The 23,925-nt window shown below is 20.7% G+C and carries 22 protein-coding genes and 1 tRNA gene; 10 read left to right on the top strand and 13 right to left on the bottom strand.

The features are described 5' to 3' along the window. Positions 1-2 precede the first annotated feature (2 nt). Positions 3-1,271, top strand: coding sequence for a hemolysin family protein (locus tag H0H36_RS02705; RefSeq protein WP_185869551.1), 1,269 nt, complete (start codon positions 3-5; stop codon positions 1,269-1,271). After that, positions 1,268-3,388 (top strand): peptidylprolyl isomerase, encoded by a 2,121-nt coding sequence (locus H0H36_RS02700; protein WP_185869550.1) that lies wholly within the window; start codon positions 1,268-1,270, stop codon positions 3,386-3,388. Before H0H36_RS02705 ends, H0H36_RS02700 begins: the two co-directional genes overlap by 4 nt. On the opposite strand, the gene H0H36_RS02695 is transcribed toward H0H36_RS02700, so the two are convergent. Beyond that, complete coding sequence (locus tag H0H36_RS02695) at positions 3,385-3,627, bottom strand: Sec-independent protein translocase subunit TatA/TatB (protein ID WP_185869549.1); 243 nt, start codon at positions 3,625-3,627, stop codon at positions 3,385-3,387. The two genes, H0H36_RS02700 and H0H36_RS02695, sit on opposite strands and share 4 nt — an antisense overlap. Beyond that, positions 3,624-6,368, bottom strand: coding sequence for a protein translocase subunit SecD (gene secD / locus H0H36_RS02690; protein ID WP_185869548.1), 2,745 nt, complete (start codon positions 6,366-6,368; stop codon positions 3,624-3,626). Before secD ends, H0H36_RS02695 begins: the two co-directional genes overlap by 4 nt. Positions 6,369-6,429: 61 nt before the next feature. Here secD and H0H36_RS02685 point away from each other — a divergent pair, with 61 nt between their 5' ends. Both H0H36_RS02685 and H0H36_RS02680 read left to right on the top strand, forming a co-directional pair. After that, positions 6,430-8,259, top strand: a complete 1,830-nt coding sequence (locus H0H36_RS02685) for an ABC transporter ATP-binding protein (protein WP_185869547.1) — start codon at positions 6,430-6,432, stop codon at positions 8,257-8,259. Between the two features lie 12 nt (positions 8,260-8,271). Next, entirely contained in the window at positions 8,272-9,003 is a 732-nt protein-coding gene (locus H0H36_RS02680; protein WP_185869546.1) for a DUF475 domain-containing protein, read from the top strand. Here the strand turns inward: H0H36_RS02680 and H0H36_RS02675 are convergent. The 6 genes from H0H36_RS02675 to folP all read right to left on the bottom strand — a co-directional run bounded on the left by H0H36_RS02675 (position 9,000) and on the right by folP (position 14,193). Then, a complete protein-coding gene (locus tag H0H36_RS02675; RefSeq protein ID WP_185869545.1) occupies positions 9,000-10,139 on the bottom strand; it encodes a dihydrolipoamide acetyltransferase family protein in 1,140 nt (379 codons plus the stop codon). The genes H0H36_RS02680 and H0H36_RS02675 overlap by 4 nt on opposite strands. A gap of 2 nt (positions 10,140-10,141) precedes the next feature. Continuing rightward, on the bottom strand, positions 10,142-11,164 hold the full coding sequence (gene pdhA / locus H0H36_RS02670) for a pyruvate dehydrogenase (acetyl-transferring) E1 component subunit alpha (RefSeq protein ID WP_185869544.1): 1,023 nt from the start codon (positions 11,162-11,164) through the stop codon (positions 10,142-10,144). A gap of 51 nt (positions 11,165-11,215) precedes the next feature. Further along, the gene (locus tag H0H36_RS03135; RefSeq protein WP_317167152.1) at positions 11,216-11,656 is read right to left on the bottom strand and encodes a glutamate ligase domain-containing protein; all 441 of its coding nucleotides are present in this window, start codon (positions 11,654-11,656) and stop codon (positions 11,216-11,218) included. A 230-nt stretch (positions 11,657-11,886) separates the two neighbouring features. After that, positions 11,887-12,519 (bottom strand): Mur ligase family protein, encoded by a 633-nt coding sequence (locus tag H0H36_RS03130; RefSeq protein ID WP_317167151.1) that lies wholly within the window; start codon positions 12,517-12,519, stop codon positions 11,887-11,889. Then, complete coding sequence (locus tag H0H36_RS02660; RefSeq protein ID WP_185869543.1) at positions 12,519-13,286, bottom strand: diadenylate cyclase; 768 nt, start codon at positions 13,284-13,286, stop codon at positions 12,519-12,521. Before H0H36_RS02660 ends, H0H36_RS03130 begins: the two co-directional genes overlap by 1 nt. Before the next feature lie 76 nt (positions 13,287-13,362). Further along, positions 13,363-14,193 carry a dihydropteroate synthase gene (folP, locus tag H0H36_RS02655; protein ID WP_185869542.1) on the bottom strand — a complete coding sequence of 277 codons (831 nt, stop codon included), beginning with the start codon at positions 14,191-14,193 and terminating at the stop codon, positions 13,363-13,365. A gap of 37 nt (positions 14,194-14,230) precedes the next feature. Between folP and H0H36_RS02650 the strand changes: the two genes are divergently transcribed. From H0H36_RS02650 to H0H36_RS02640, 3 genes are all read left to right on the top strand, one after another. Further along, complete coding sequence (locus H0H36_RS02650; RefSeq protein ID WP_185869541.1) at positions 14,231-14,746, top strand: nucleotide modification associated domain-containing protein; 516 nt, start codon at positions 14,231-14,233, stop codon at positions 14,744-14,746. Between the two features lies 1 nt (position 14,747). Next, a complete protein-coding gene (tpiA, locus tag H0H36_RS02645; RefSeq protein WP_185869540.1) occupies positions 14,748-15,506 on the top strand; it encodes a triose-phosphate isomerase in 759 nt (252 codons plus the stop codon). Positions 15,507-15,514: 8 nt separating this feature from the next. After that, a tRNA-Arg gene (locus tag H0H36_RS02640) sits at positions 15,515-15,588 on the top strand. Positions 15,589-15,601: 13 nt separating this feature from the next. Here H0H36_RS02640 and H0H36_RS02635 read toward each other — a convergent pair. From H0H36_RS02635 to ubiE, 5 genes are read right to left on the bottom strand one after another with little or no spacing between them, the layout of a single operon-like run. Then, positions 15,602-16,465 (bottom strand): sigma-70 family RNA polymerase sigma factor, encoded by an 864-nt coding sequence (locus H0H36_RS02635; protein WP_185869917.1) that lies wholly within the window; start codon positions 16,463-16,465, stop codon positions 15,602-15,604. Positions 16,466-16,485: 20 nt separating this feature from the next. Continuing rightward, positions 16,486-18,621, bottom strand: a complete 2,136-nt coding sequence (locus H0H36_RS02630) for a polyribonucleotide nucleotidyltransferase (RefSeq protein ID WP_185869539.1) — start codon at positions 18,619-18,621, stop codon at positions 16,486-16,488. 41 nt (positions 18,622-18,662) lie between these two features. Further along, positions 18,663-18,926: a 30S ribosomal protein S15 gene (gene rpsO / locus H0H36_RS02625; protein WP_185869538.1), complete on the bottom strand. Its 264-nt coding sequence runs from the start codon at positions 18,924-18,926 to the stop codon at positions 18,663-18,665. 43 nt (positions 18,927-18,969) lie between these two features. Further along, entirely contained in the window at positions 18,970-20,484 is a 1,515-nt protein-coding gene (locus H0H36_RS02620) for a GH3 auxin-responsive promoter family protein (protein ID WP_185869537.1), read from the bottom strand. 13 nt (positions 20,485-20,497) lie between these two features. Further along, positions 20,498-21,220, bottom strand: a complete 723-nt coding sequence (ubiE, locus tag H0H36_RS02615) for a bifunctional demethylmenaquinone methyltransferase/2-methoxy-6-polyprenyl-1,4-benzoquinol methylase UbiE (RefSeq protein ID WP_238786196.1) — start codon at positions 21,218-21,220, stop codon at positions 20,498-20,500. A 114-nt stretch (positions 21,221-21,334) separates the two neighbouring features. Here ubiE and H0H36_RS02610 point away from each other — a divergent pair, with 114 nt between their 5' ends. From H0H36_RS02610 to H0H36_RS02600, 3 genes are read left to right on the top strand one after another with little or no spacing between them, the layout of a single operon-like run. After that, positions 21,335-22,465 (top strand): 3-oxoacyl-ACP synthase III family protein, encoded by a 1,131-nt coding sequence (locus tag H0H36_RS02610; protein WP_185869536.1) that lies wholly within the window; start codon positions 21,335-21,337, stop codon positions 22,463-22,465. After that, a complete protein-coding gene (locus tag H0H36_RS02605; RefSeq protein WP_185869535.1) occupies positions 22,434-22,688 on the top strand; it encodes a type B 50S ribosomal protein L31 in 255 nt (84 codons plus the stop codon). The genes H0H36_RS02610 and H0H36_RS02605 overlap by 32 nt, the downstream gene beginning before the upstream one ends. A gap of 30 nt (positions 22,689-22,718) precedes the next feature. Further along, positions 22,719-23,921 (top strand): putative sugar nucleotidyl transferase, encoded by a 1,203-nt coding sequence (locus tag H0H36_RS02600; protein WP_185869534.1) that lies wholly within the window; start codon positions 22,719-22,721, stop codon positions 23,919-23,921. Positions 23,922-23,925 lie beyond the last annotated feature (4 nt).

The following is a 23,925-nucleotide window of genomic DNA, read 5'->3' as shown; positions in this document are numbered from 1 at the left end:
ATATGATTTTTTATATTAGTATAATTTTTATTACTATACTTATATCCGCTTTTTTCTCTGGTATAGAGATGGCTTTAATATCTTCTAGTTTATTTCAAATAGAATTAGAGAAAAAAAAAGGATCATTTCGATCTAAACTTCTTTCTAAAAGTATTAGTCAACCTAAAAAATTTATAACAACAATGTTGATAGGTAATACTATATCTTTAGTTATATATGGTATTTATATGGAAAAATTATTTTTTTATATTATTCCAAAAGAGTTATTAGAAAATAATTCTTTATGGATTTTTTTTTTAGAAACAATATTTTCTACTGCTATTATTTTAATTATAGGAGAATTTATTCCTAAAATGATATTTAGTGTATATTCAAACGAATTATTAAATTTGTTTATTATTCCTATATATATTATATATAAAGTTTTTTATCCAATAACAAATTTTATTATTTGGATTTCTAATTTTTTTTTAAAAATTTTAGGAGAAAAAGATAATGATCAAAAAAAAAATTTTGATAAAGAAGATTTAATTTATTTTTTATCAGAAAATATTGAAAATGGAATTCAAGAAAAAGGTTTTGTAGAGTCTAAAATTGAAATTTTTCATAAAGCTTTAGATTTTTCTGAAAAAAAAGCTAGAGAATGTATGGTACCTAGAAAAGAAATAATATCTTCTAATATTACTTCTATGGATCATATTTGTAATCTTTTTACAGAAAGTGGATTATCTAAAATTGTTATTTATAAAAATAATATAGATAATATTGTAGGATATATTCATTATTTAGAACTTTTAAAAAAACCTAAAAATATTGAATCTATTATTAGATCTGTAGAATTAGTTTATGTTACTACTCCTGTAAGAGAAATAATGGATCTTTTAATAAAAAAAAAAATAAGTATAGCTATAGTTTTAGATGAATATGGAGGTACAGCAGGAATGATAACTATAGAAGATATTTTAGAAGAATTTATTGGAGATATAAAAGATGAACATGATGAAATTTTTTTATTAGATAAAAAATTGAATAATCAAAAATTTTTATTTTCTGCACGTTTAGAAATTGATTTTATTAATGCTAAATATAATTTGGATCTTCCTGAATCAGAAAAATATGAAACTTTAGGAGGATTAATTGTTACTTATACAGGTAACATTCCAAAATATGGAGAAAAAATTATTATTAATAATAATTTTTTTATTGAAATAAAAAAAGTATCTAAAAATAAAATAGAAGAGGTTTTTCTTCAAAAAAATTTTAAAAAATGAGTTTTTTAGAAAAAATAAGAAAAAATACATGGTTAATTTTTTTATTTATAAGTATTTTTTTAATATTTTTTATACTAGATCCTAGTATTTTATTAAAATGTTTTTCTAAAAATTCCAATATTATTGGAAAAGTAAATAATGATCATATTTCTTTAAAAGAATATATTGAATCTTTTCAATTTTTAAAAAAATTTCGTGAATCTGAACCAGATTATTTATTAAAAAATGATGTTTGGAAATTATTAGTTCATGAAAAAGTATTAAATCAACAAGCTATAAAATTAGGAATTAAAAGTACAAAAAAAGATTTTTGGAAAGCTATAAAAAAACAATCTATATACAGTCATATAACTGATTTTCAAGATATTAAAGGTGATATGGATATTGAAAAATTTAAATTATATTTAAAAAAATTAAATAAGAAATATGTAAATAAAACTCCTGAAATAAAAGAAGAAAAAAATATGTGGTTATATGAAAAAAATAATATAAAAAAAAGAATTATTGCAAAAAAATATATAGAAATGTTAATGTATGGATTAAATACATCATTAATAGAAGCAAAATTAAATCAAATAAATAAAAATTTATTTTCTATTATTGATTATGTTTTTATTCCTTACTCAGAAATAGAAAAAAAATATAATATTTATCCAATTAAAAATATTGATATTTTTAATTGGATAAATAAAAATAAATTTCTTTATAAAAAAATAAATTTAAGAAATCTTAGTTTTATTATTTTTAATTCTTCACCATCATTAGATGATGAAAAAAAAATGAATAATAAAATAAAAAAATTATTTAAAGAATTTAAAAATTCTAATGATCATGATTCCATTATTGTTTCTAATCAATCAGAAAAACCTTTTGATTATAATTTTTATTTAAAAAAACAATTACCTCCTATATTACAATTTTTTGTAGAAAAAAATAATAAAATTGGAAGTATGTTTGGTCCTATAAAAGATAATAATATTTATGTTATAGGAAAATTAACTAGAAAAAAAAAGTTATTTGATTCTGTTTTATCTAGTCATATTTTAATTTCTCATAAAGAAGCTATTCATTCTTTTAACAAAAGAACTAAAAAAGAAGCAGAAAAAATAGCTAAAAATCTATATAATTTTGTTAAAAAAAATCCTGATCAATTTAATTATCTAGTAAAGAAAAAATCAGATGATTTTATAAATGCAAAAAAAAATAATGGTAGTTTAGGGTGGATTAAATATGAAGGAAAAAATCTTATAGGTTCATTTGATATATTTTCTTCAGAAAATAAAAAAGGAAAAATAGGTTTAACAGAAACTAAATTTGGATATCATATTATTAGAATAGATGAAAAGAAAAATCCAAAAATAGCTTATCAATTTGCCATGATAATAAAAACACTTATTCCTTCAAAAAAAACAAAAAATATTTTTCATGAAAAAGTAATGTCTTTCTTCAAAAATAATAAGAACTCTAATTTAAATACATTAATTAATAATGCAAGAAAAAATAAATATGAAACTATTTTTTTAGAAGAGGTAAAAAATAATCAATCTATTATTAATGGATTAAATACTGAATTAGATAAAAAAATAATTAATTGGTCTTTTGAAAAAAATAGAAAAATAGGAGATACCAATATTTTTCATACTTCAAATAAAGATTATATTATGGTATATTTATCTAAAATTCAAAAAAATGGTATTCCTATTGAAAAAATAAAAAATGAAATAATACCTTTAATAGTTGATAATAAAATCAATAAAATATTATCTAATTCTTTTTTTAAAAAAAGTTTAGAAGAAATAGCTTTTTATTTTTCTAAAAAAATAAATAAATATTGTAAAATTAATTTTTATAATTTAATGATTGATGATAAAAAAGAACCAAAAGTAGTAGGATCTGCTTTTTCTTCAAATCTATATAAAACTTCTAAACCTATTTTAGGTAAAAAAGGAATCTTTTTTATAAAACCATTAAAACGTTTTTCTATATATAAAAAACCTGATTCTATTTCTTCTGAAATAGAATCATTAAATACTTTATTAAGAAAAAATACGTTAGAAAAATTAGGAGATGTATTAATAGAAAAATCTGTAATTAAGGATTACAGAAAAAATATTTAATCATTACGTTTTACAGAATAAGGAGGAACATTTTTTTTATTTTTATCAGATTTTTCAATATCTATTTTATCATTTTTCATAATTTCATTTTTTATTTTTTCTTTAGCTTTTTTAAAATAACGTATACCTTCTCCTAATCCACGAGCTATATCTGGTATTTTTTTTGGACCAAAAATAAGTATAGCTATAAAAATAATAAAAAAACTTTCTTCAATACTAATAAATAAAATATTTTTCATTTTTTATTTTTTTTACAAAAATCATACATTATAGATGGTGCTAAAAATATAGAAGAATAAGTTCCTACAATTATTCCAATAAATAAAGCAAACATAAAACTTCTAATAGCTATTCCTCCAAATATAAAAATAATAGATACTACTAATAAAGTAACAAATGAAGTATTTATAGTCCTATTTAAAGAACTGAAAATTCCTTCATTTATAATATCTTTTTCCATTATAAGTGTTTTTTTTGAAATTTTTCTTATTTTATCATAAACAATTACTGTATCATTAATAGAATAACCTATTATTGTTAATAAAGCTGCTATAAAAGCATGATCTATTTCTAAAATAGGAAATTTTTTTTGAAAAAAAGAAAATATTCCAAATATAATAATTAAATCATGTATTAATGCAATTATTGCTCCTAATCCAAATTGCCACTTTTTAAATCTTATAAAAATATAAATAAACATAACTACTAAAGAAATTATAATTGAAATAATAGCTTTATTTAACATATCTTTAGCTATTGTAGGTCCTATTTTTTCTATAGAAAGAATACCTAAATGTTTATTTTTTTCCACACTTTTAAAATTCATAAAACTCATAGGTAAAAAGTTTTTCAAAGATTTAAATATTTTATTCATAATTTCTTCTTCTATATCATTATCTTCTCTCCATATTTTATATTTAGTTGTTATTTTTAATTGATTTTTGTTTCCAAACATTTTGACACTTGGATATATTTTTTTTCCATTTTCTATAAATGTTTTTGATAAAATTTCAGAAACTTTTTCAGGAATCATTTTTCTATCAAAACGAATTATATAAGAACGTCCTCCAACAAAATCTAATCCTAAATTTAATCCTTCATTGAAAATAGAAAATATACTAATAAATAAAATAAAAGAAGAAAAAATATAAGAAATTCTTTTTTTAGATAAAAAATTATATTGTATATCTTGTTTTTTATTAAAAATTGAAATTTTTTTAAAAAAAATATTATTATATTTTTTTAAATGCCATTCTAAAAAAAGTTTTCCTAAACAAATAGAAGTAAATAAAGATATTATAATTCCAATAATTAAAGTTATTGAAAAACTTTTTATTGGTCCTGTACCTCCAAAATAAAATAAAATAATTCCACATAATAAAGTAGTTATTTGTCCATCTATAATTGATGATAACGCTCCTTCAAAAGTATAACTATTATTAATAGATATTGATAAAGGAATTTTATTTATTATATTTTCTTTAATTTTTTCATAAATAAGTATATTTGAATCCATAGACATTGCTAATGTTAATATAATCCCTGCTATACCAGAAAAAGTTAATACAGCATTTATAGAAATGAGAATACCAAAAATAAATATTAAATTAAAAATTAATATTATATTAGCGTATATTCCTGGAATAGAATAATATATATACATCCAAATAAATACAAATAATAAAGCTATTAAAAAAGATAGAATTCCTTTTTTAATAGATTCTTTTCCTAAAGAAGGACCTACTATTTCTGTTTGAATAATTTTTACTGAAGTAGGTAGTTCTCCAGTATTTAATATATTTATTAAATCATTAGATTCTTGTACGGAAAAATGACCTGATATTTGAGACATACCATTAGGTATTACAGAATTAACAATAGGACAAGCATAAACAAAATTGTCAAGTACTATTGCTATATTTTTACCTATATTTTTTTCAGTAAATATTTTCCATTTTTTAGATCCTTCTTGATTCATTTTTATATTAATATATGTTTCATTAAATGTTCCAAAGGATTTATACGCTTTAACAACAATATTTCCTTTTAAAGAATGAATAAATTCTTCATCTTCATTTGTTTTAATAGCAAATAATTGAAATAAATTATTTTTTGAAACACTTTTATATCCCCATATAAATTTTATATTATATAAACTATATGGTAAAGAATTTATTACATATATTGAATTTAAAAATTTTGAAACAACATTTATATCTTTTTTATGCACTAATCCTACTATATTAGAAGATTTAATTTTAGTAATATTTAATAATTTTATAAATGATTTTTTTTGATTTAATGTAAAATATTTATTAATTTTAGTAAAAAATGGAAAAATATCTTGTATACTGTAAGTTTCAAAAAAATGAAGTTCTGCTTTTTTTTCTAAAATATTTTTTATTCTTTGTATATTTTTTATTCCAGATAATTCTATTAAAATTTTATTAGAATTTTTTATACGTTGTATATTTGGTTGTGTTATTCCAAATTGATCTATTCTAGATCTTAAAATATTTTGAACAGTATAAATAGAAGATTCTATTTTTTTTCTTAAAAATTTTTCTACATCTATATCTGATGTAATATTAGAATCAATTTCTTCTATATTAGAAATATTTCCAAATATTTCTGGGGATGATAAATTAATATTTAATTTTTTATTTTTTTTTTCTTTATAAAAAAAATTAGTAAAATACGATAAATAATCTATATTAGAATTTTCTTTTTTTTTATTTTCTGCATTTTCTAATGCTTTTAAAAAAAGAAAATTTTTAGATTTTTCAGAAAGATTTATTAATAAATCTTTTTCAGATATATCTAAAATTAGACTAATACCTCCTTTTAAATCTAAACCTAAATTTAGGTTATTATTTTTTATATTATTTTCATTAGTATAAATACTAGAAAAAATATAATATAAACAAATTATAGTCAATATCGAAGTTATAAAAATAGTAAAAAAGTTTCTTATACGCATTATGTATACTTTTAGTAAAAATAAAAATTTTATAATTACCTTTGTTGATTAAGAGAATTTAATGAATGCACTTGAAAAAATTTTAGATTATTCAAAACCCTACAAATCTTATTACATCATTAATATAATATGTAATTTTTTACATTCTTTTTTTTCTATTATCTCTATAATATCTATTTCTCCTGTATTAAGTATTTTACTTGAAAATACTGAAGAAAAAAGTAAAAAAAAATTTTTAAATTATTCTTTTAATGGATTTTTTGATTTTATTATAAAATATTTTCATTTTTTTATAAAAAAATTATCATATAAATATGGTAAAATAAATGCTTTAGCTATTTTTTGTATTTTTATTATTATTATTTTTTTAATTAGAAATATTTTTAAATACTTATCAGAATATTTTTTAATAGGAATTAAAACTTCTATTATTCAAAATATTAGAAATGATTTTCATAAAAAAGTATTGTCTTTACCTATAATTTTTTTTTCAAATAAAAAAAATGGAGATTTAATGTCTAGATTATCTAATGATGTAAACGAAATAGAATTATTTATTATTAATTCTTTAGCTAGTTTAATGAATTCATCTATTATGGTATTTTTTCATCTAGTTACTTTATTTTTTATGAGTAATCAATTAACATTATTTGCTTTTTTATTAATTCCTATAATGAGTATTTTTTTATCTATTATAGGTATAAGTTTAAAAAAAGATGCAAAAGGAGCTCAAAATCAATTAGGAATATTATTTTCTTTTATAGAAGAAACTTTAAATTATAGTAAAATTATAAATATTTTTAATGCTGAAAATCAAATGCAAAAACGTTTTGAAAATGTTTCAAAATTTCAAAAAATACTTTCTTCTCGCGTTAATAGAAAAAAAGAATTAGTATCTCCTATTAGCGAATTATTAGGTTCTATTATTATGATTTTAATTATTTGGTATGGAGGAAAACTTTTTTTAGAAAAAAATAAAATGACTAAAGAAATTCTTTTTCCTTTTGTTGGATTATTTTTTCAAATAATTAATCCAATAAAAATATTAGTTAATTCTATGTCTAATATACAAAAAGGAAAAGCAGCTGCAGAACGTATTGTAGAAATATTATTAGATACTAAATATGTTTCAAATAAAAAAATAAAATCAAAATCTATTTTTCATTTTAAAGATGAAATTTTATTTCGTAATGTATCATTTACTTATAATAAATTATTTTTAATTAAAAATTTAAATTTTTCTATAAAAAAAGGAAAAACTATAGTTTTGATAGGAAGATCTGGAAGTGGTAAATCAACTATTGTTAATTTATTAGCTAATTTTTATAATGTTACATCTGGAAAAATAACAATTGATGGAAATAATCTTAAATATTTAAAAATTAAAGATTACAGAAAATTATTGGGTATAGTAACCCAAGAACCAATTCTTTTTAATAATTCTATTTTTAATAACATAACATTAGGAATAGAAAAAAAAATATCTATTAAATCTGTAATAAAAGCAGCTAAAATTGCAAATGCACATGATTTTATAGAAAAATTACCAAAAGGATATGATACTATTATTGGACATAATGGAAATAAATTATCTTTAGGACAAAAACAAAGAATAAGTATAGCTAGAGTTATATTAAAAAATCCTCCTATTTTAATTTTAGATGAAGCTACATCTTCTTTAGATACAGAATCAGAAACATTAGTTCAAAAAGAATTAAATAAAATAATGAAAAATAAAACATCTTTAGTTATATCACATAGATTATCTTCCAATATTATACAAAATGCAGATCATATTATTGTATTAGAAAAAGGAAAAATTATAGAACAAGGTAATCATAAAAATTTAATTTTAAAAAAAGGAATTTATAATAATTTAATAGAGTTATAAAATTTTTGAAAAATGAATATTTTTATCAAATCTATTGTAGAAATAATTCATAATCCTATTTCATCTATTTCTATCATAGGAAATCTATTTTTAATAGAAAGTATTTTATCTATGGATAATGCAGCTATGTTAGCTTCTATGATTACAAGATTAAAAAAAGAAGAAAGAAAAAAAGCTATAAAATATGGTATTATTGGAGCTTATTTTTTTAGAGGAATATGTTTAATTTTTGCTTCTATATTAGTTAAAATATGGTGGTTAAAATTTTTAGGAGGAATATATTTAATATTTGTTGGATTTAATTTTTTTTTTACAAAAAAAAATGATTCTTTTTTTAAAGATGAAAAAAATTTTAACAAAAAAAATTATTTTTGGAAAATTATTTTTTTAATAGAAATAATGGATTTAACATTTTCTATTGATAATATTTTTGCTTCTGTTGCTTTATCAAATAATTTTTTATTAATATTTTTAGGTGTTTTTATAGGTATTCTTTCAATGAGATTAATTTCTCAATTTCTTATCAAATTAATAGAAAAATATCCAACATTAGAAAATACGGCTTTTATTGCAATAATTTTTCTTGGAATTAAATTAATTTTTTCTTTTTTTGAAAAAAAATATAATTTACAAAATTATTATAATAAATTATTTTTTAATAATTTATTTTCCTTATTTATTTTATCATTATTTATATTTCCTATTTTTTATTCATGGTTATCTTTAAAAAAAAATAAAAATTAAAATAATATAGTAATAGGATCTTCTAAAAAATTTTTAAGAGAATAAATATAATTACTAGCTATAGCTCCATCTATAATTCTATGATCACAAGATAATGTTATCTTCATTATATTCCCTATTTCTATTTTAGAATTTTTAACAATTGGACGTTCCATAATTTTTCCTACAGATAAAATAGATGAATTAGGAATATTAATAATAGAAGTAAAAGATTCTATACCATACATTCCTAAATTTGATACTGTAAAAGTACTATTATCTATCTCTTCTGGTTGTATTTTTTTTGATTTAGAACGATTAACTTTATCTTTAATTTCTTTAGAAATTTGTAATAAAGATTTTTGATCAGCGTTTTTAATAACTGGCACTATTAATCCATCTTTAATAGCTACAGCTATTCCAATATTAATATTAGGATAAATAATAATTTTATCTTCTTCCCAAGAAACGTTTATATCCATATTATTTTTTATAGTTTTAGAAACTGCTTTAATAATAAAATCATTAAAGGATATTTTTTCTTCTATAGAAAGTTTATTATTTAATTTTTTTCTTAATTTAATTAATTCATCTACTTGAATTTCACTAAATAAATAATAATGAGGAGCTGTTATTTTAGAAAAAGTTAAATGTTTTGCTATTTTTTTTCTCATAGAGGAATGAGCAATGCTTTTATTTTCTAAATCTTTATTTAATGTTTTTGTTTTATAAAATTCAATATCTCTTTTAATAATTCTACCATATTCTCCACTTCCTTTTATTTCATTTATAGATATATTTTCTTTTTTAGCCATTTTTTTAGCTAATGGAGAAATTAATAATTTTTCATCTAAATTTTTAATATTTTCTTTTACTTTTTTTGATGTTGATTCTAAAATGAGATGACTAATATCTTCTCCTTCTTCACCTATAATTGCTAAAATATCATTTACTTTAGTTTTTTCTCCTTCTTTAACTCCAATAAAAAGTAAAATTCCACTAACATCTATTTCAAAATCTTGGGTAGCTTTATCTGTTTCTATTTCAGCTAAAATATCTCCTTCTGAAATTTTATCTCCTATTTTTTTATTCCATTTTATTACAGTCCCCTCTTCCATAGTATCACTTAATTGGGGCATAGTTATTATTTCTGCCATTATTAATATTTTTCTTTTTTATTATGAAAAATTTTTCTATCTAAAAAAGGATAATCAGGTTCACTATAAACAACATTATACATATCATCTAAAGATGGAGTGTCTGATTTTTCTGCAAATTCAACACATAATTCCACTTGTTTTTTTACTTCATTTTCTATTTCTATTAAATTTTCTATAGTATCCCATTTTTTTTGTAAAATAAAATTTTTCAATTTTAAAATAGGATCTTTTTTTTTATATAAATGTATTTCTTCTTTACTTCTATATAATTCAGAATCAGACATAGAATGTCCTCTATATCTATACGTTTTAATATCTAAAAAAGTAGCTCCATATCCTTTTCTAGCTCTATCTATAGCAATATAAGCTATTTTTGCTATTTTTTCTGGATCCATTCCATCTACAGGATAAGAAGGCATTCCATATGAAATTCCTATTTTATAAATATCTTCCATATTAGTACTTCTTTCTACAGAAGTTCCCATAGCATATTTATTATTTTCACATACAAATACCACTGGTAATTTCCATATCATAGCCATATTAAATGTTTCATGCATAGATCCTTGTCTAACGGCCCCATCTCCCATAATAGCAATAGTTACAGCTTTTTTACCAAAATATTTATCAGCAAAAGCTATTCCAGCTCCTAATGGTATTTGTCCTCCTACAATTCCATGACCTCCATAAAAACGATGTTTTTTACTAAAAATATGCATAGATCCTCCTAATCCATGAGATGTTCCTGTTTTTTTTCCTAAAAGTTCTGCCATTATCTTTTTTGGAGATACTCCCATAGAAATGGGTAAAATATGACATCTATAAGCGGTTATCATTTTATCTTTAGACATATCCATAGCATGAGTCAATCCAGCAGGAACTGCTTCTTGTCCATTATATAAATGTAAAAATCCTCTAATTTTTTGTTTTAAATATAAGGAACGACATTTATCTTCAAATTTTCTCCAAAAAGACATATCTTTAAACCACTTTATATAGGTTTCTGTGGTAATTTTTTTCATGAAAAAATTTAATGGAATTATCAAATACAAATTTAACCTTTAAATATAAATCTACAAAAAGTAAATCAAATTTTCTAATGCATTTTTTCTAGATCCTTTAATAAGAATTAAATCAATTTTTTTAATTGGATTTTTTTTAATCCATTCAATAAATTTTTTTTTAGTTATAAATTTTTTTATTTTACAAGATGTTTTCATATCTATATTAAAAAAAATAGATCCAATTAAAAAAACCATATGAATATAACTTTTTTCTAAAAAAAAAATTATTTTTTTATGTTCTTTTTTAGAAAAAGAACCTAATTCTAACATATCTCCTAATATAACCATTTTATTTCCTTTAATATTATTAAAAAAAATAAGAGCTTTTATCATACTAGTAGGATTAGCATTATAACAATCTATAATAATTTTTTTATTATTTTTTATTAAAATTTGAGATCGATAATTATTAGGTACATATTCTTCTACTGCTTTTTTAATATCCTTCAAAGGAATTTTAAAATACATTCCAATAATTATGGACGAAGCTATATTATATAAATTATAACTTCCTATTAAAGGAGAAATTATTTTTTTATTTTTAATATATAAAATTGATTTTATATTTTTTGTTTTCCATAAATATTTTACTATTATATCAGGTTTATTATCTTTTTTTTCTGAAAAAATAAATCTTTTAATTTTTTTACTATTATATAATTGAATAGGATCATCTCCGTTTATAAATACAGTTTTTTTTTTTTTTTTAAAAAATTATATAGTTCTAATTTACTACGTATAACTCCTTTTATATTATGAAATCCTTCTAAATGAGCTTTTCCAAAATTAGTTATATATCCATAATCTGGATTAATAATATAACACATTTTTTCAATTTCATTTTCATGATTTGCTCCAATTTCTATAATAGAAATAGAAGTATTTTTGGACATAGAAAGAATAGTTAATGGAATTCCTATATGATTATTAAAATTTTCATTAGTAAAATGAACTTTTTTATATTTTTTAGATAGTATTTTTTTTAAAAGTTCTTTAGTTGTTGTTTTTCCATTACTTCCTGTAATAGCAATAATAGGAATATGATGTAATTTATATCTATGATACATTGCTAATTTTTGTAAAAAAAATAAACTATTTTCTACAAAAAAAATTTTTTTTGTAGAAAAAACATATTTTTTATCATCTAAAATAACTAACATAGCACCATTTGCAATTGCTTCAGCAGCAAATTGATTTCCGTTAAAATTTTTTCCTTTTAAAGCTATAAATATAGAATTTTGTTTTACTTTTTTACTATTTATTTCTATTCCAGAAGAAATAGAATATAATTTATAAATATATTTTATATTCATTATAATAAATCTTTTTCTAAATTCATTTTTAAATTATTAATATTAGTAATAACAGTTCTTTTTTGATCTTTTATATAAGATATATAACCTGTTTCTTCTGAAATAACAAGGCATATTGCATCTGTTTTTTCAGATAGACCAATAGCGGCTCTATGACGAAGACCTAAACGAGATGGAATTTCTGTATCATAAGAAACAGGAAGAATTGCTCTTGTTCTAACTATTTTATTTTCTATAATAACTACAGCTCCATCATGTAATGGACTATTTTTATAAAAAATACTTTCTAAAATAGGAATATTAACTTTAGCATCCATTTCATCTCCATTTTGAATAAATTCTTTTAAGTCTTGATTCAATTGAATTACTATTAATACTCCAGTTTTATCTCCAGAAAAAATAGCACAAGCTTTTACTATACTTTCTATAGTTTCAGTTTTTATTGATATTCTTGATTTTATAAAAAGATAAAAAATAAACTTTTTTAAAAAAATTCTACTTCCTACTATAAGCAAAAACTTTCTAATTTCTGGTTGAAATAAAATAATTAAAGCTAAAAAACCTCCTTTAAAAAAAGCACTTATTACTATGCTAAGAAGTTTCATATTATAAATTTCTACTATTTTCCAGAAAATAAAAGTTGCAATAATTCCATAGAAAATATTTAAAGCAGCAGTATTATAAACAAGTCTATATACTTGAAATAAAATAATAGTTACTAAAAAAATATCTAAAATATCAATGAAAGAAATTTTTAAAAAATTCACCTAATAGATGAAATATTAGTTTTATATGTGAATAAAAAATAATTCATGTAAAAATAATAATATAAATATTAATGAATTATAAAATTTTTTTATAATATTGTACTAATTTTATACATTCCATAGCTTCTTTTACATCATGTACACGTAATAATTTTGATCCATTTAAAAGAGCTATAGTATGAATAATAGAAGTAGCATTTAATGATTCTTTGTAAGAAATTTTTAAAATATTTTTTATCATAGATTTTCTAGAAATACCTATTAAAATTAAATGATCTTTAAATCCTAATAAAGATAAATGTTTTAGTAATTGAAAATTTTGTTTTAATGTTTTACCAAAACCAAATCCAGGATCTAAAATAATATCTTGTATTCCATATTTTTTTAAATAATAGATTTTTTTTGAAAAAAAATTATTTATTTCCACAATAATATTGTGATAATATGGATTATTTTGCATATTTTTTGGAGTTCCTTTCATATGATTTAATATATAAGGAATTTTAAGTTTTCCTAATAAAGAAAACATATTTTTATCTAATTCTCCTCCTGATATATCATTTATCATTACTACTCCTTCTTTTATAGCTATGTTTGCGACTTCACTACGAAAAGTATCTATAGATAGTTTAATATTTGGAAAAGTTTTTATAATAATACGAATAGGTTTTATTACTCTTCTTATTTCTTCTTCTTTTGTTACAAATTTTGATCCAGGTCTAGTAGAACATCCTCCAATATCTATAAAATCAGATCCTTCCTTCAACAAAGTTTCTACATGTCGCAATATTTTATATTCAGAATTTAATTTTCCACCATCATAAAAAGAATCAGGAGTTAAATTAACTATTCCCATTATTTTTGGTTCTTTAAAATCTAATAAAGATCCTGAAAAATTAATTATCATTAAATTATTTTTAATATATTAATAAAAATTGAATAAAATGAATCATACTGTTGATTTTTTTATTGAAAAATGTAGGAATTTATTTTTAGAAAAATTAATAGATTATGATTTATCATGGTTATATTTAAAAAAATACTCTATAATAGATCAAATTTTTATAAAAACAATAAGAATAAAAAATATAAATTTTAAAGGGGAGCAGTCTATCAAAGAAGAAAAAATAACAGATACATACATAGATATTATAAATTATCTAATAATATTATTAATAAAATTAGATACTTTTTTTATATCATTAAAAAATAGTAATAATAAAATATCACATGATCAAATTATTAGTTTTTATAATAAAAAATTTGATAATTTAAAAAATTATATGAATAATTATTTTAAATATAAAATATGTTTTGATCATTTTGATGATGATCTTGTGGATAAATTTTTATATTTAAAAAAAAATTCAAAAAAAATTTTATCTAAAAAATTAGAAGAGTTTTATTATCAAATAATAATTGAAATTCTTTTTTTTTTAAAAAAAAATTATTATAAATAAAATGAGAAAAAAAATTATAATCGCAAATTGGAAAATGAATTATGATTTTTATGAAACAACTTCTTTTCTTAGAAATTTTTTAAGAATTTTTTTTGAGAAAAAAATAAATAATAATAAAAAAATAATTATAGCACCTTCTTTTCCTTTTTTACATGTTTCAAATCAAATTTTACAAGGAACTACTTTTAGTATTGCATCTCAAAATATTTATCAAATGGATAAAGGAGCCTATACTGGAGAAGTATCTGCTATTATGTTAAAATCTATAGGTATACAAAAAGTAATACTAGGACATAGTGAACGTAGAGAACTTTTTTTAGAAAATAATGATATTTTGATGAAAAAAATAAAAATAGCATTAAAACATGGTTTCTACATTATTTTTTGTGTAGGGGAAAAAGCTATTGAAAGAGATAGAAATGAACAATTTACTATAGTAAAACAACAATTATTTGAAACTGTTTTTCATTGTTCTTTAAATGAAATAAATTCTTTTTGTATAGCATATGAACCTGTATGGTCTATTGGTACAGGAATTACAGCAACTTCAGAAGAAGTTCAAATTATGCATAAATTTATACGTAATTTATTTTCAGATAAATATGGAAAACAAGTTTCCAATAAATTATCTATTTTATATGGAGGAAGTATAAACGATACTAATGCAAAGGATTTTTTTTCACAAAAAGATATAGATGGAGGTCTTATAGGTAAAAATTCTTTAGAAATTGAAAAATTTTTAAAAATTATTCAATCTTAATTTTAATTGGCCTCGTAGCTCAACTGGATAGAGCATCTGACTACGGATCAGAAGGTTATGGGTTCGAATCCCTTCGAGGTCATTTTATAATTTTATTATCCTAGATAAGGTTTAAGAATTTTACTTCTAGAAGAATGTTTTAATCTTTTTAAAGCAATACTTTCTATTTGTCTTACTCTTTCTCTTGTCAAATCACAAGATTGTCCTACTTCTTCTAAAGTCATTGGAGGTGATCCATTTAAACCGAAATGTAAAATAATAACACGACGTTCTCTTTCACTTAAAGTCTCTAAAATTCTTTTTATATCTTTTCTAAGAGATTCTTTTTCTAAATATTCATCTGGACGTGGAGATTCATCTGATCTAACTAAATCATATAAATTAGAATCTTCTCCTTCTATTAAAGGTGCATCCATAGAAACATGTCTACCTGAATTTTTTATAGATTCTTCTACATCTTTCTCATTCATATTTAAATATTCGGCTATTTCTCTTGCAGAAGGAGTTCTTTGTAATTCTTGTTCTAATTGAGCTAAAGTTTTTAATATTTTATTTAATAATGCTAGTTTATTTGTAGGTTGTCTAATAGAACGTGATTGTTCAGCTATAGCTTGTAAAATAGCTTGTCTTATCCACCAAACAACATAAGAAATACATTTAAAACCTCTTGTTTCATCAAATCTTAATATACCTTTTATTAAACCTAAATTTCCTTCATTAATTAAATCACATAAACTTAATCCTTGATTTTGATATTGTTTAGCTACAGAAACTACAAATCTTAGGTTTGCATTTACAAGTTTATCTATAGCTGAAGGATCTCCTTCTCTAGCTCTACGAGCATATTCTACTTCTTCTTCTGGAGTTAATAATGGAATTTTTCCTATTTCATGAAGATATTTATCTAACGATTCAGATTCACGATTTGTTACTTGTTTAGTTATTTTAAGTTGTCTCATATATTTTTTTTCTTTATTAATCATTTTTTTTTTGGACGAGGAATGAGTATTTTCCTAGATAATTTCATTTTATTTTTTTCATCCATACCCATAAATTTTACATCAATCACATCTCCAATATGTAATTCTTCTTCTATATTATTTAATCTTTTCCATCCTATTTCAGAAATATGAAGCAACCCTTCTACTCCTTTAGAAATTTCAACAAAAGCTCCAAAATCTCTTATGGATTTCACTTTTGCCTTATAAACTTTTCCATATTCAGGAACAAAAGTAATTTGTTTAATTTTATCAATAGCTTTTTCTATTTTTTCGTAATCTTTTCCTATAATTTCGATACAACCAAAATTTCCTTTTTCTTCAATTACTATATTTGTATTTGTATATGATTGTATTTCTTGAATTACTTTTCCTCCTGCACCTATAACTAAACCTATAAAATCTTTTGGTATATTAAAAGTATAAATTTTTGGAGCGTTAGGTTTCATTTTATTCCTATATTTAGGTAAAGTTTCTAACATTTTTTTTAAAATAAAAATACGTCCTTCTAAAGCTTGTATTAAAATTTGATTTAAAAGATCATATGTAAATAAACCTTGTGTTTTGATATCCATTTGACAGGCTGTAATACCATATTTAGTTCCTGTTATTTTAAAATCAAGATCTCCAAAATAATCTTCTTCTCCCATTATATCAGAAATAATAATTTTTTTTTTATGATCCATAAACAATCCCATAGATATTCCAGAAACTGGATTTTCAATAGGTATACCTGCGTCCATTAAAGCTAGACTTGCTGCACATACTGTAGCCATTGAAGAAGATCCATTAGATTCTAAAATATCTGATACTACACGAATTGTATATGGATTATCGGGTATAACATTTTTTAATGCACGTTGAGCTAAATTTCCATGACCTATTTCACGTCTAGAAACTCCTCTTATTGGACGTATTTCTCCTGTAGAAAAAGGTGGAAAATTATAATGTAAATAAAATTTTTCTTGATTTTCCATAACAACATTATCTATTCTATTAGCGTCTACGGATGATCCTAATGTTACTGTAGTTAAAGATTGGGTTTCTCCTCTTGAAAATAAAGCAGATCCGTGTACTTCAGGTAAATAATTTACAAAACTATATATTGGACGTATTTGTTTATAATTTCTTCCATCTAATCTTATACCTTTTTTTAAAAGTAGATCTCTAATTATATTTTTTTTAATTTCTTCATAAAATTGATTAATAATAATTTCTTTTTTTTCTATTTCTTCTTCTGTTAAAAAAGTTTTATTAAAATCATTTAATATAATTTTTTCTTGAATAGATCTATTTTTTTTATCTAAAAAATTTTCATAAATTTTTTTTATTTTTTCATATGAAAAAGAAATAAATTTTTCTTTTAAAATTTTATTTTCTATTTTTTCTGAATTTTTTAATTCTTTTTCTTCAAAAAAAAATAAACGATTTTTTGATAATTTTTTAACTAAACGTAATTGAGCTTCTATTTGTGGTTTTATAGCTTGATGTGCTGTAATTATAGTTTTTAAAAATTCATCTTCTTTTATTTCTTTCATTTCTCCTTCAATCATTATAATTGAATTATTAGAAGCTCCTACTACTAAATCTATATCTGATTCTTGTAATTGATCTATATTTGGATTAATAATAAATTGTCCTTTAGAACGAATAATACGTGTTTCTGATATAGGACCATTAAATGGAATACCTGCAACAGATAAAGCTGTTGATGCTGCTAAACCTGCTAATCCATCTGGTAAAATAGTTTTATCATATGATAATAAAGAAATCATAATTTGTATTTCTCTTTTGAAAGATTTTGGAAACGTAGGTCTTAATACCCTATCTACTAATCTCATAGTTAATATTTCTTCATCAGAAGGTCTTCCTTCTCTTTTTATAAATCCACCAGGAATTTTACCACCTGCATAATATTTTTCTCTATAATCTACTGTTAAAGGTAAAAAATTAGTTATATCTTTTATTTTTTTAGATACAACAACTGTTGCTAACAGTATTGTATCTTGAACACGTACTGTAGCAGATCCATCTGCTTGTTTAGCTAAATTTCCTGTTTCTATAACTATAGAACGACCATTTTTCATGGATATGATTTCTTTTACTATATCTGGCATATTTTTTTGTTATAAAGGTATAAAGGAATACTATTTATTACTTATTTTCTTAATCCTAGATTTTTTATTATATTTTTATAACCATTTATATCCCGTTTTTCTATATATCTCAATAATTTTTTTCTTTTTCCAACTAATTTTACCAAAGCCCTTTCTGTATTAAAGTCTTTTTTATTATTTTTTAAATGTTGGCTTAAATAATTTATTCTATAAGTAAAAATAGCTATTTGTACATTTGAAGAACCTGTATCATAAATGGACTTTCCATAAGTTTTAAATATTTCTTTTTTTTTATTAATCTTCATAATTTTTATTAAGTTAAAAATATTTTATTTAAACTTAAATCTATTATTCTTTTACCATTCTAAGAATAGAATCTATATATTTTCTATTATTTGATAAACGAGGTATTTTATTTTGACCTCCTAATTTTTTATGTTTTTTTAACCAGTCATAAAATAATCCATTTCTAGCTACATATATTATAGGAGAACGTAATACGATATTTTTATATCGTTTAATTTCATAATCTGAATTTAAAAATTTTAATTCATTATCTAAAATATCTCTAAATTCACATAAATTTTTTGGATGTTTTTTAAATTCTATAATCCATTCATGAGCTCCAGATTTTTCATGATTTATGTAAACTGGTCCTGCTGTATATTCTTGAATAATAGAATTTGTTTTTAAACAAGCTTTAAATAAAGCTTGTTCTGCATTTTCAACAATTAATTCTTCTCCAAAAGAATTAATATAATGAGTAGTTCTTCCAGAAATAGAAATTCTATATGGAGATAAACAAGTAAATTTTATAGTATCTCCAACAATATATCTCCATAACCCTGCATTTGTAGAAATAACTAATGCATAATTTTTATTTAATTCAACATCTTCAATTGATACAATTTTTGGATTCGTATCATTTATTTTTTCTATAGGAATAAATTCATAAAAAATTCCATGATTTAATAAAAGAAGAAGATCTTTTATATTTTTTTGATCTTGAATAGCAAAAAACCCTTCTGAAGCACTATATACATCATAATAATTAACATAATTATTGAATAAATTATTATATTGATGAATATAAGGGTTAAAGTTCATTCCTCCATGAAATATAACTTCTATATTTGGCCATATATCATTTATTTTTTTTTTATCAAATTTTTTTATCAATTTTTTTAAAAAAATTAATAACCAAGAACAAACACCTAATAAAATACGAACATCTTTATGATATGTTTCTTTTACTATATTTTCTAATTTTTCTTCCCATTCACTCATTAAAGCAATTTTTTTTCTTGGAATACAAATATTTTCAGCCCAAAAAGGTATATTTTTTATTAAAATAGAAGATAAATCTCCATAAAACGTATTATAATTTTTGTATAACTCGTGACTTCCACCTAAACGTATAGCTTTTCCAAAAAAAATTTTTGTTTTAGGATGATTATGAATATAAATAGATAACATATCTTTACCTGCTTTATAGTGACATTTATGCATAGATAATTTAGTAATAGGAATATATTTACTTTTTGCATTAGTGGTTCCAGAAGATTTAGCAAACCATTTTACTTTTCCTGGCCATAATATATTTTTTTCTCCTTTTCTAACTCTTTCAATTACTAATTTTAAATCAGAATACTTACATATAGGAATTCTTTCATAGAATTGTTTATATTTTTTTATTTCACTAAACTTGTATTTTTTTCCAAATTCAGTATCTTTAGCATAAAAAATAAGTTTATTAATTAATTTATTTTGTATTTCTATTGGATAACGCATAAATAATTCTATGTTTTTAATTCTTTTTTTAAGAAAAGCAGATGTTAAGTATCCAGATAAATATTTAATCATTATGCAAATAAATTTAATTATTCAAAAAAATATTTTTATTTGATAAATAAATAGAAACAATTTCAAAAGTTAATTTTTTTGAATAAAAAATATTAAATTTATGATATTTTAAAAGATTATTCATTTTTTCTCCACTATAAGAAAAAGATTCAATAGATTTTCTTAAATAATCATAAGCAAAATAATTTTTTGATAAAAAACCTCCTATTTTACTATAAACATAAGAATATAAATGATAAATTTTTTTTATTAAAAAATAAGAAGGAGTAGAAAACTCTAATATTCCTAATATTCCTGTAGATTTTAGAATTCTATATATTTCTTTAATAGAAAAATGTATATATTGAAAATTTCTAATGCCAAAAGCTATAGTAACTAAATCAAATGTTTCATTTTGAAATGGAATGTTTTGAGAAGATCCTTGAATTATTTTTATTCTTTTTTCTAATGATTTTTTTTTTATTTTACGTCTAGCTATTTCTAACATTTTATCAGATGGATCTAATCCTATAATATGAGATTTATTAAATTTATTAGCTAATAATATAGCTAAATCTCCTGTACCAGTAGCTAAATCTAAAATAGATTTAATTTTTTTATCTTTGGTAAATTGTTTTAATGAGTATATTATTTTTTTTCTCCACATAAAATCTATACCAAAAGATAAAATATGATTTATAAAATCATATTTATCAGAAATATTATTGAACATATTTTTTAATTTTTCTTCTTTCAAAAAATATAGATTTATATATAATATACTTTAATTAAAGAATAAAAAATAGTTTTTTAATTCAAAAATTATTTTTTATTCTTTATTACTGATGTTGTTTTTATTTATTTTAATAAAATGATTCGATCAATCATTACAGGAACTGGTCATTACTTACCTAAAAAAATTATAAAAAATGATTATTTTTTAAAATACAAATTTTATGATAAAAAAGGATTAAAAATAAAAAAATCTAATGAAGAAATCATTCATAAATTTCAAAAAATAACAGAAATAAAAGAAAGAAGATATATAAATAAAAATTTATTGAATTCTGATATTGCTACAATAGCAGCAAAAAAAGCTTTAATTAATTCTAGAATTTATAAAGAAGAAATAGATTATATCATATCTGCACATAATTATGGAGATATTCATTCTACTTCTCTTCAATCTGATATTATGCCTTCTATAGCGGCTAAAATTAAAAATAAACTTAAAATTAAAAATATAAAATGCAGACCATATGATATGATTTTTGGTTGTACAGGTTGGATAGAAGGAATGATTTTAGCAAATCAACTTTTACAATCTAAATATGCTAAAAATATATTAATTACTAGTTCTGAAACTTTATCAAAAGTAGTAGATCCACATGATAGAAATGCTATGATTTTCTCAGATGGAGCTGGAGCGGCAGTGCTATCCGCTATAGAATATAGAGAAGATAAATATGGAATTGTACATTATGATACTCAATGTAATAATAATGAAGAATTATATTATTTAACTAATGGTCCATCTTTAAATTCAAATTATAAAAAATCATTAGTTAATATTAGAATGAATGGAAGAAGAATTTATGAATATGCATTAACAGAAGTTCCAAATATGTTAAAAAACATACTTGATCACGCTAAATTACATATTAAAGATATTAAAAAAATACTTATTCATCAAGCTAATGCAAAAATGGATTATATTATTTTAGAAAGATTATTAAAATTATATAATCATACATCTTTAAATATGGATTTATTTATGAAAATAATGCCTATGACTATTCAAAAATTTGGTAATTCTTCTGTAGCCACTGTTCCTACTTTATTAGATTTAATTATTAAAGGAAAAATGCCTCCTCATGAAATAAAACCTGGAGATACTATATTAATGGCTTCTTTAGGAGCTGGTATGAATATTAATGGAATGATATATCGTTTTCCAAAAAAAAAATATTATGAAAAAAAAAATACATCCAAAAAATTATAGACCTGTTGTTTTTAAAGATATTAACAATGAAAAAATTTTGATTTGTAGATCAACTGTAAAAACTAAAGAATTTTTTATAAAAAATGGAAAGGAATATCCATTATATAAAATGGAAATATCTAGCTATTCACATCCATTTTTTACAGGTGAAAAAAGATTTTTAGGAAAAACAGGACCAGCAGAAAAATTCAAAAAAAAATATAAAAATTATAAAAAATTTTAAATAAAAAATAAAATTAATAAATTATTATTTATGAATTTTATATTATATGATGATATAACAGAATGGAAAAATTTATTTCCTATAACATTTACTAGACCAATATCAGAAATACGTTTAGGATTATTTACGATAAAAGATAGATGGGAAAAAATTTTTGGAAAAAAAGTTTCTTGTATCATAACTCAACCATTTCTTATAAAAAAATATTCATTATTAAATAATGATAATGAATATTTTAAAAATGTATTATTAATTAATTCATCATTTATTCCTAATGAAAAACTTGTTAGTACAATTTTTTCTTTAAAAGAAAATGAAGCTATTTTTTTCAAAGAAAAAATTGTAGCTGTAAAAATAAATAGTTTTTTATATCCTAAAAATGGAATCAAATTTTTAAAAAAAAAATATAAAAAAATATATAAGTTTGATAAACTCATTTATATTCAATACCCTTGGGATATATTCATAAATAATGAAATTATCTTAAAACAAGATTTCCTTATTGCTACAAAAGCAAAAAAATCTTTTTCTTTATTAGGTTATAATAATATTCTTTATTATAAAGAAAGAATATTTTTAGAGGAAAATATAATAGCAAATAACATTGTTTTAAATGCTCAATTTGGTCCAATATATATTGAAAAAAACGTTGAAATAATGGAAGGAACAGTCATAAAAGGTCCAGTATTTATTGGAACAAAAACTATCTTAAACATGGGAACAAAAATATATGGAGGAACTACTATTGGACCTTTTTGTAAAGTTGGTGGTGAAATTATGAATTCTATATTATTTTCTTATTCTAATAAAATTCATAATGGTTTTATAGGAAATTCTGTTTTAGGAGAATGGTGTAATTTAGGAGCTGGAACTAATATTTCTAATTTAAGAAATGATTATTGTAAAGTAAAAGTTTGGAATTATGAAAAAAAAAATTATATACCTATTAACGTACAATTTTTTGGTACAATAATGGGAGATCATTCAAAATCAGCAATAAATACTCAATTTAATACAGCTACATTAGTAGGAGTAAGTTCTAGTATTTTTGGATATGGATTTCCACCTAAGTATATTCCTTCTTTTTCTTTTGGAAATATACAAAAGAAAAAAAAAATTTTTTTTCAAAAAGTTTGTGAAACCGCTGAAATTACAATGAATAGAAGAAATATTAATTTTTCTATTTTAGATAGAAAAATTTTAGAATATTTGTATGAATTATCAGATATTTAGTTAA

Source organism: Blattabacterium cuenoti (assembly GCF_014252395.1).
Lineage (GTDB): Bacteria > Bacteroidota > Bacteroidia > Flavobacteriales > Blattabacteriaceae > Blattabacterium > Blattabacterium cuenoti_AA.
The sequence above is the reverse complement of the archived record's forward strand: the minus strand, read 5'-3'. Positions and strand labels throughout refer to the sequence as shown.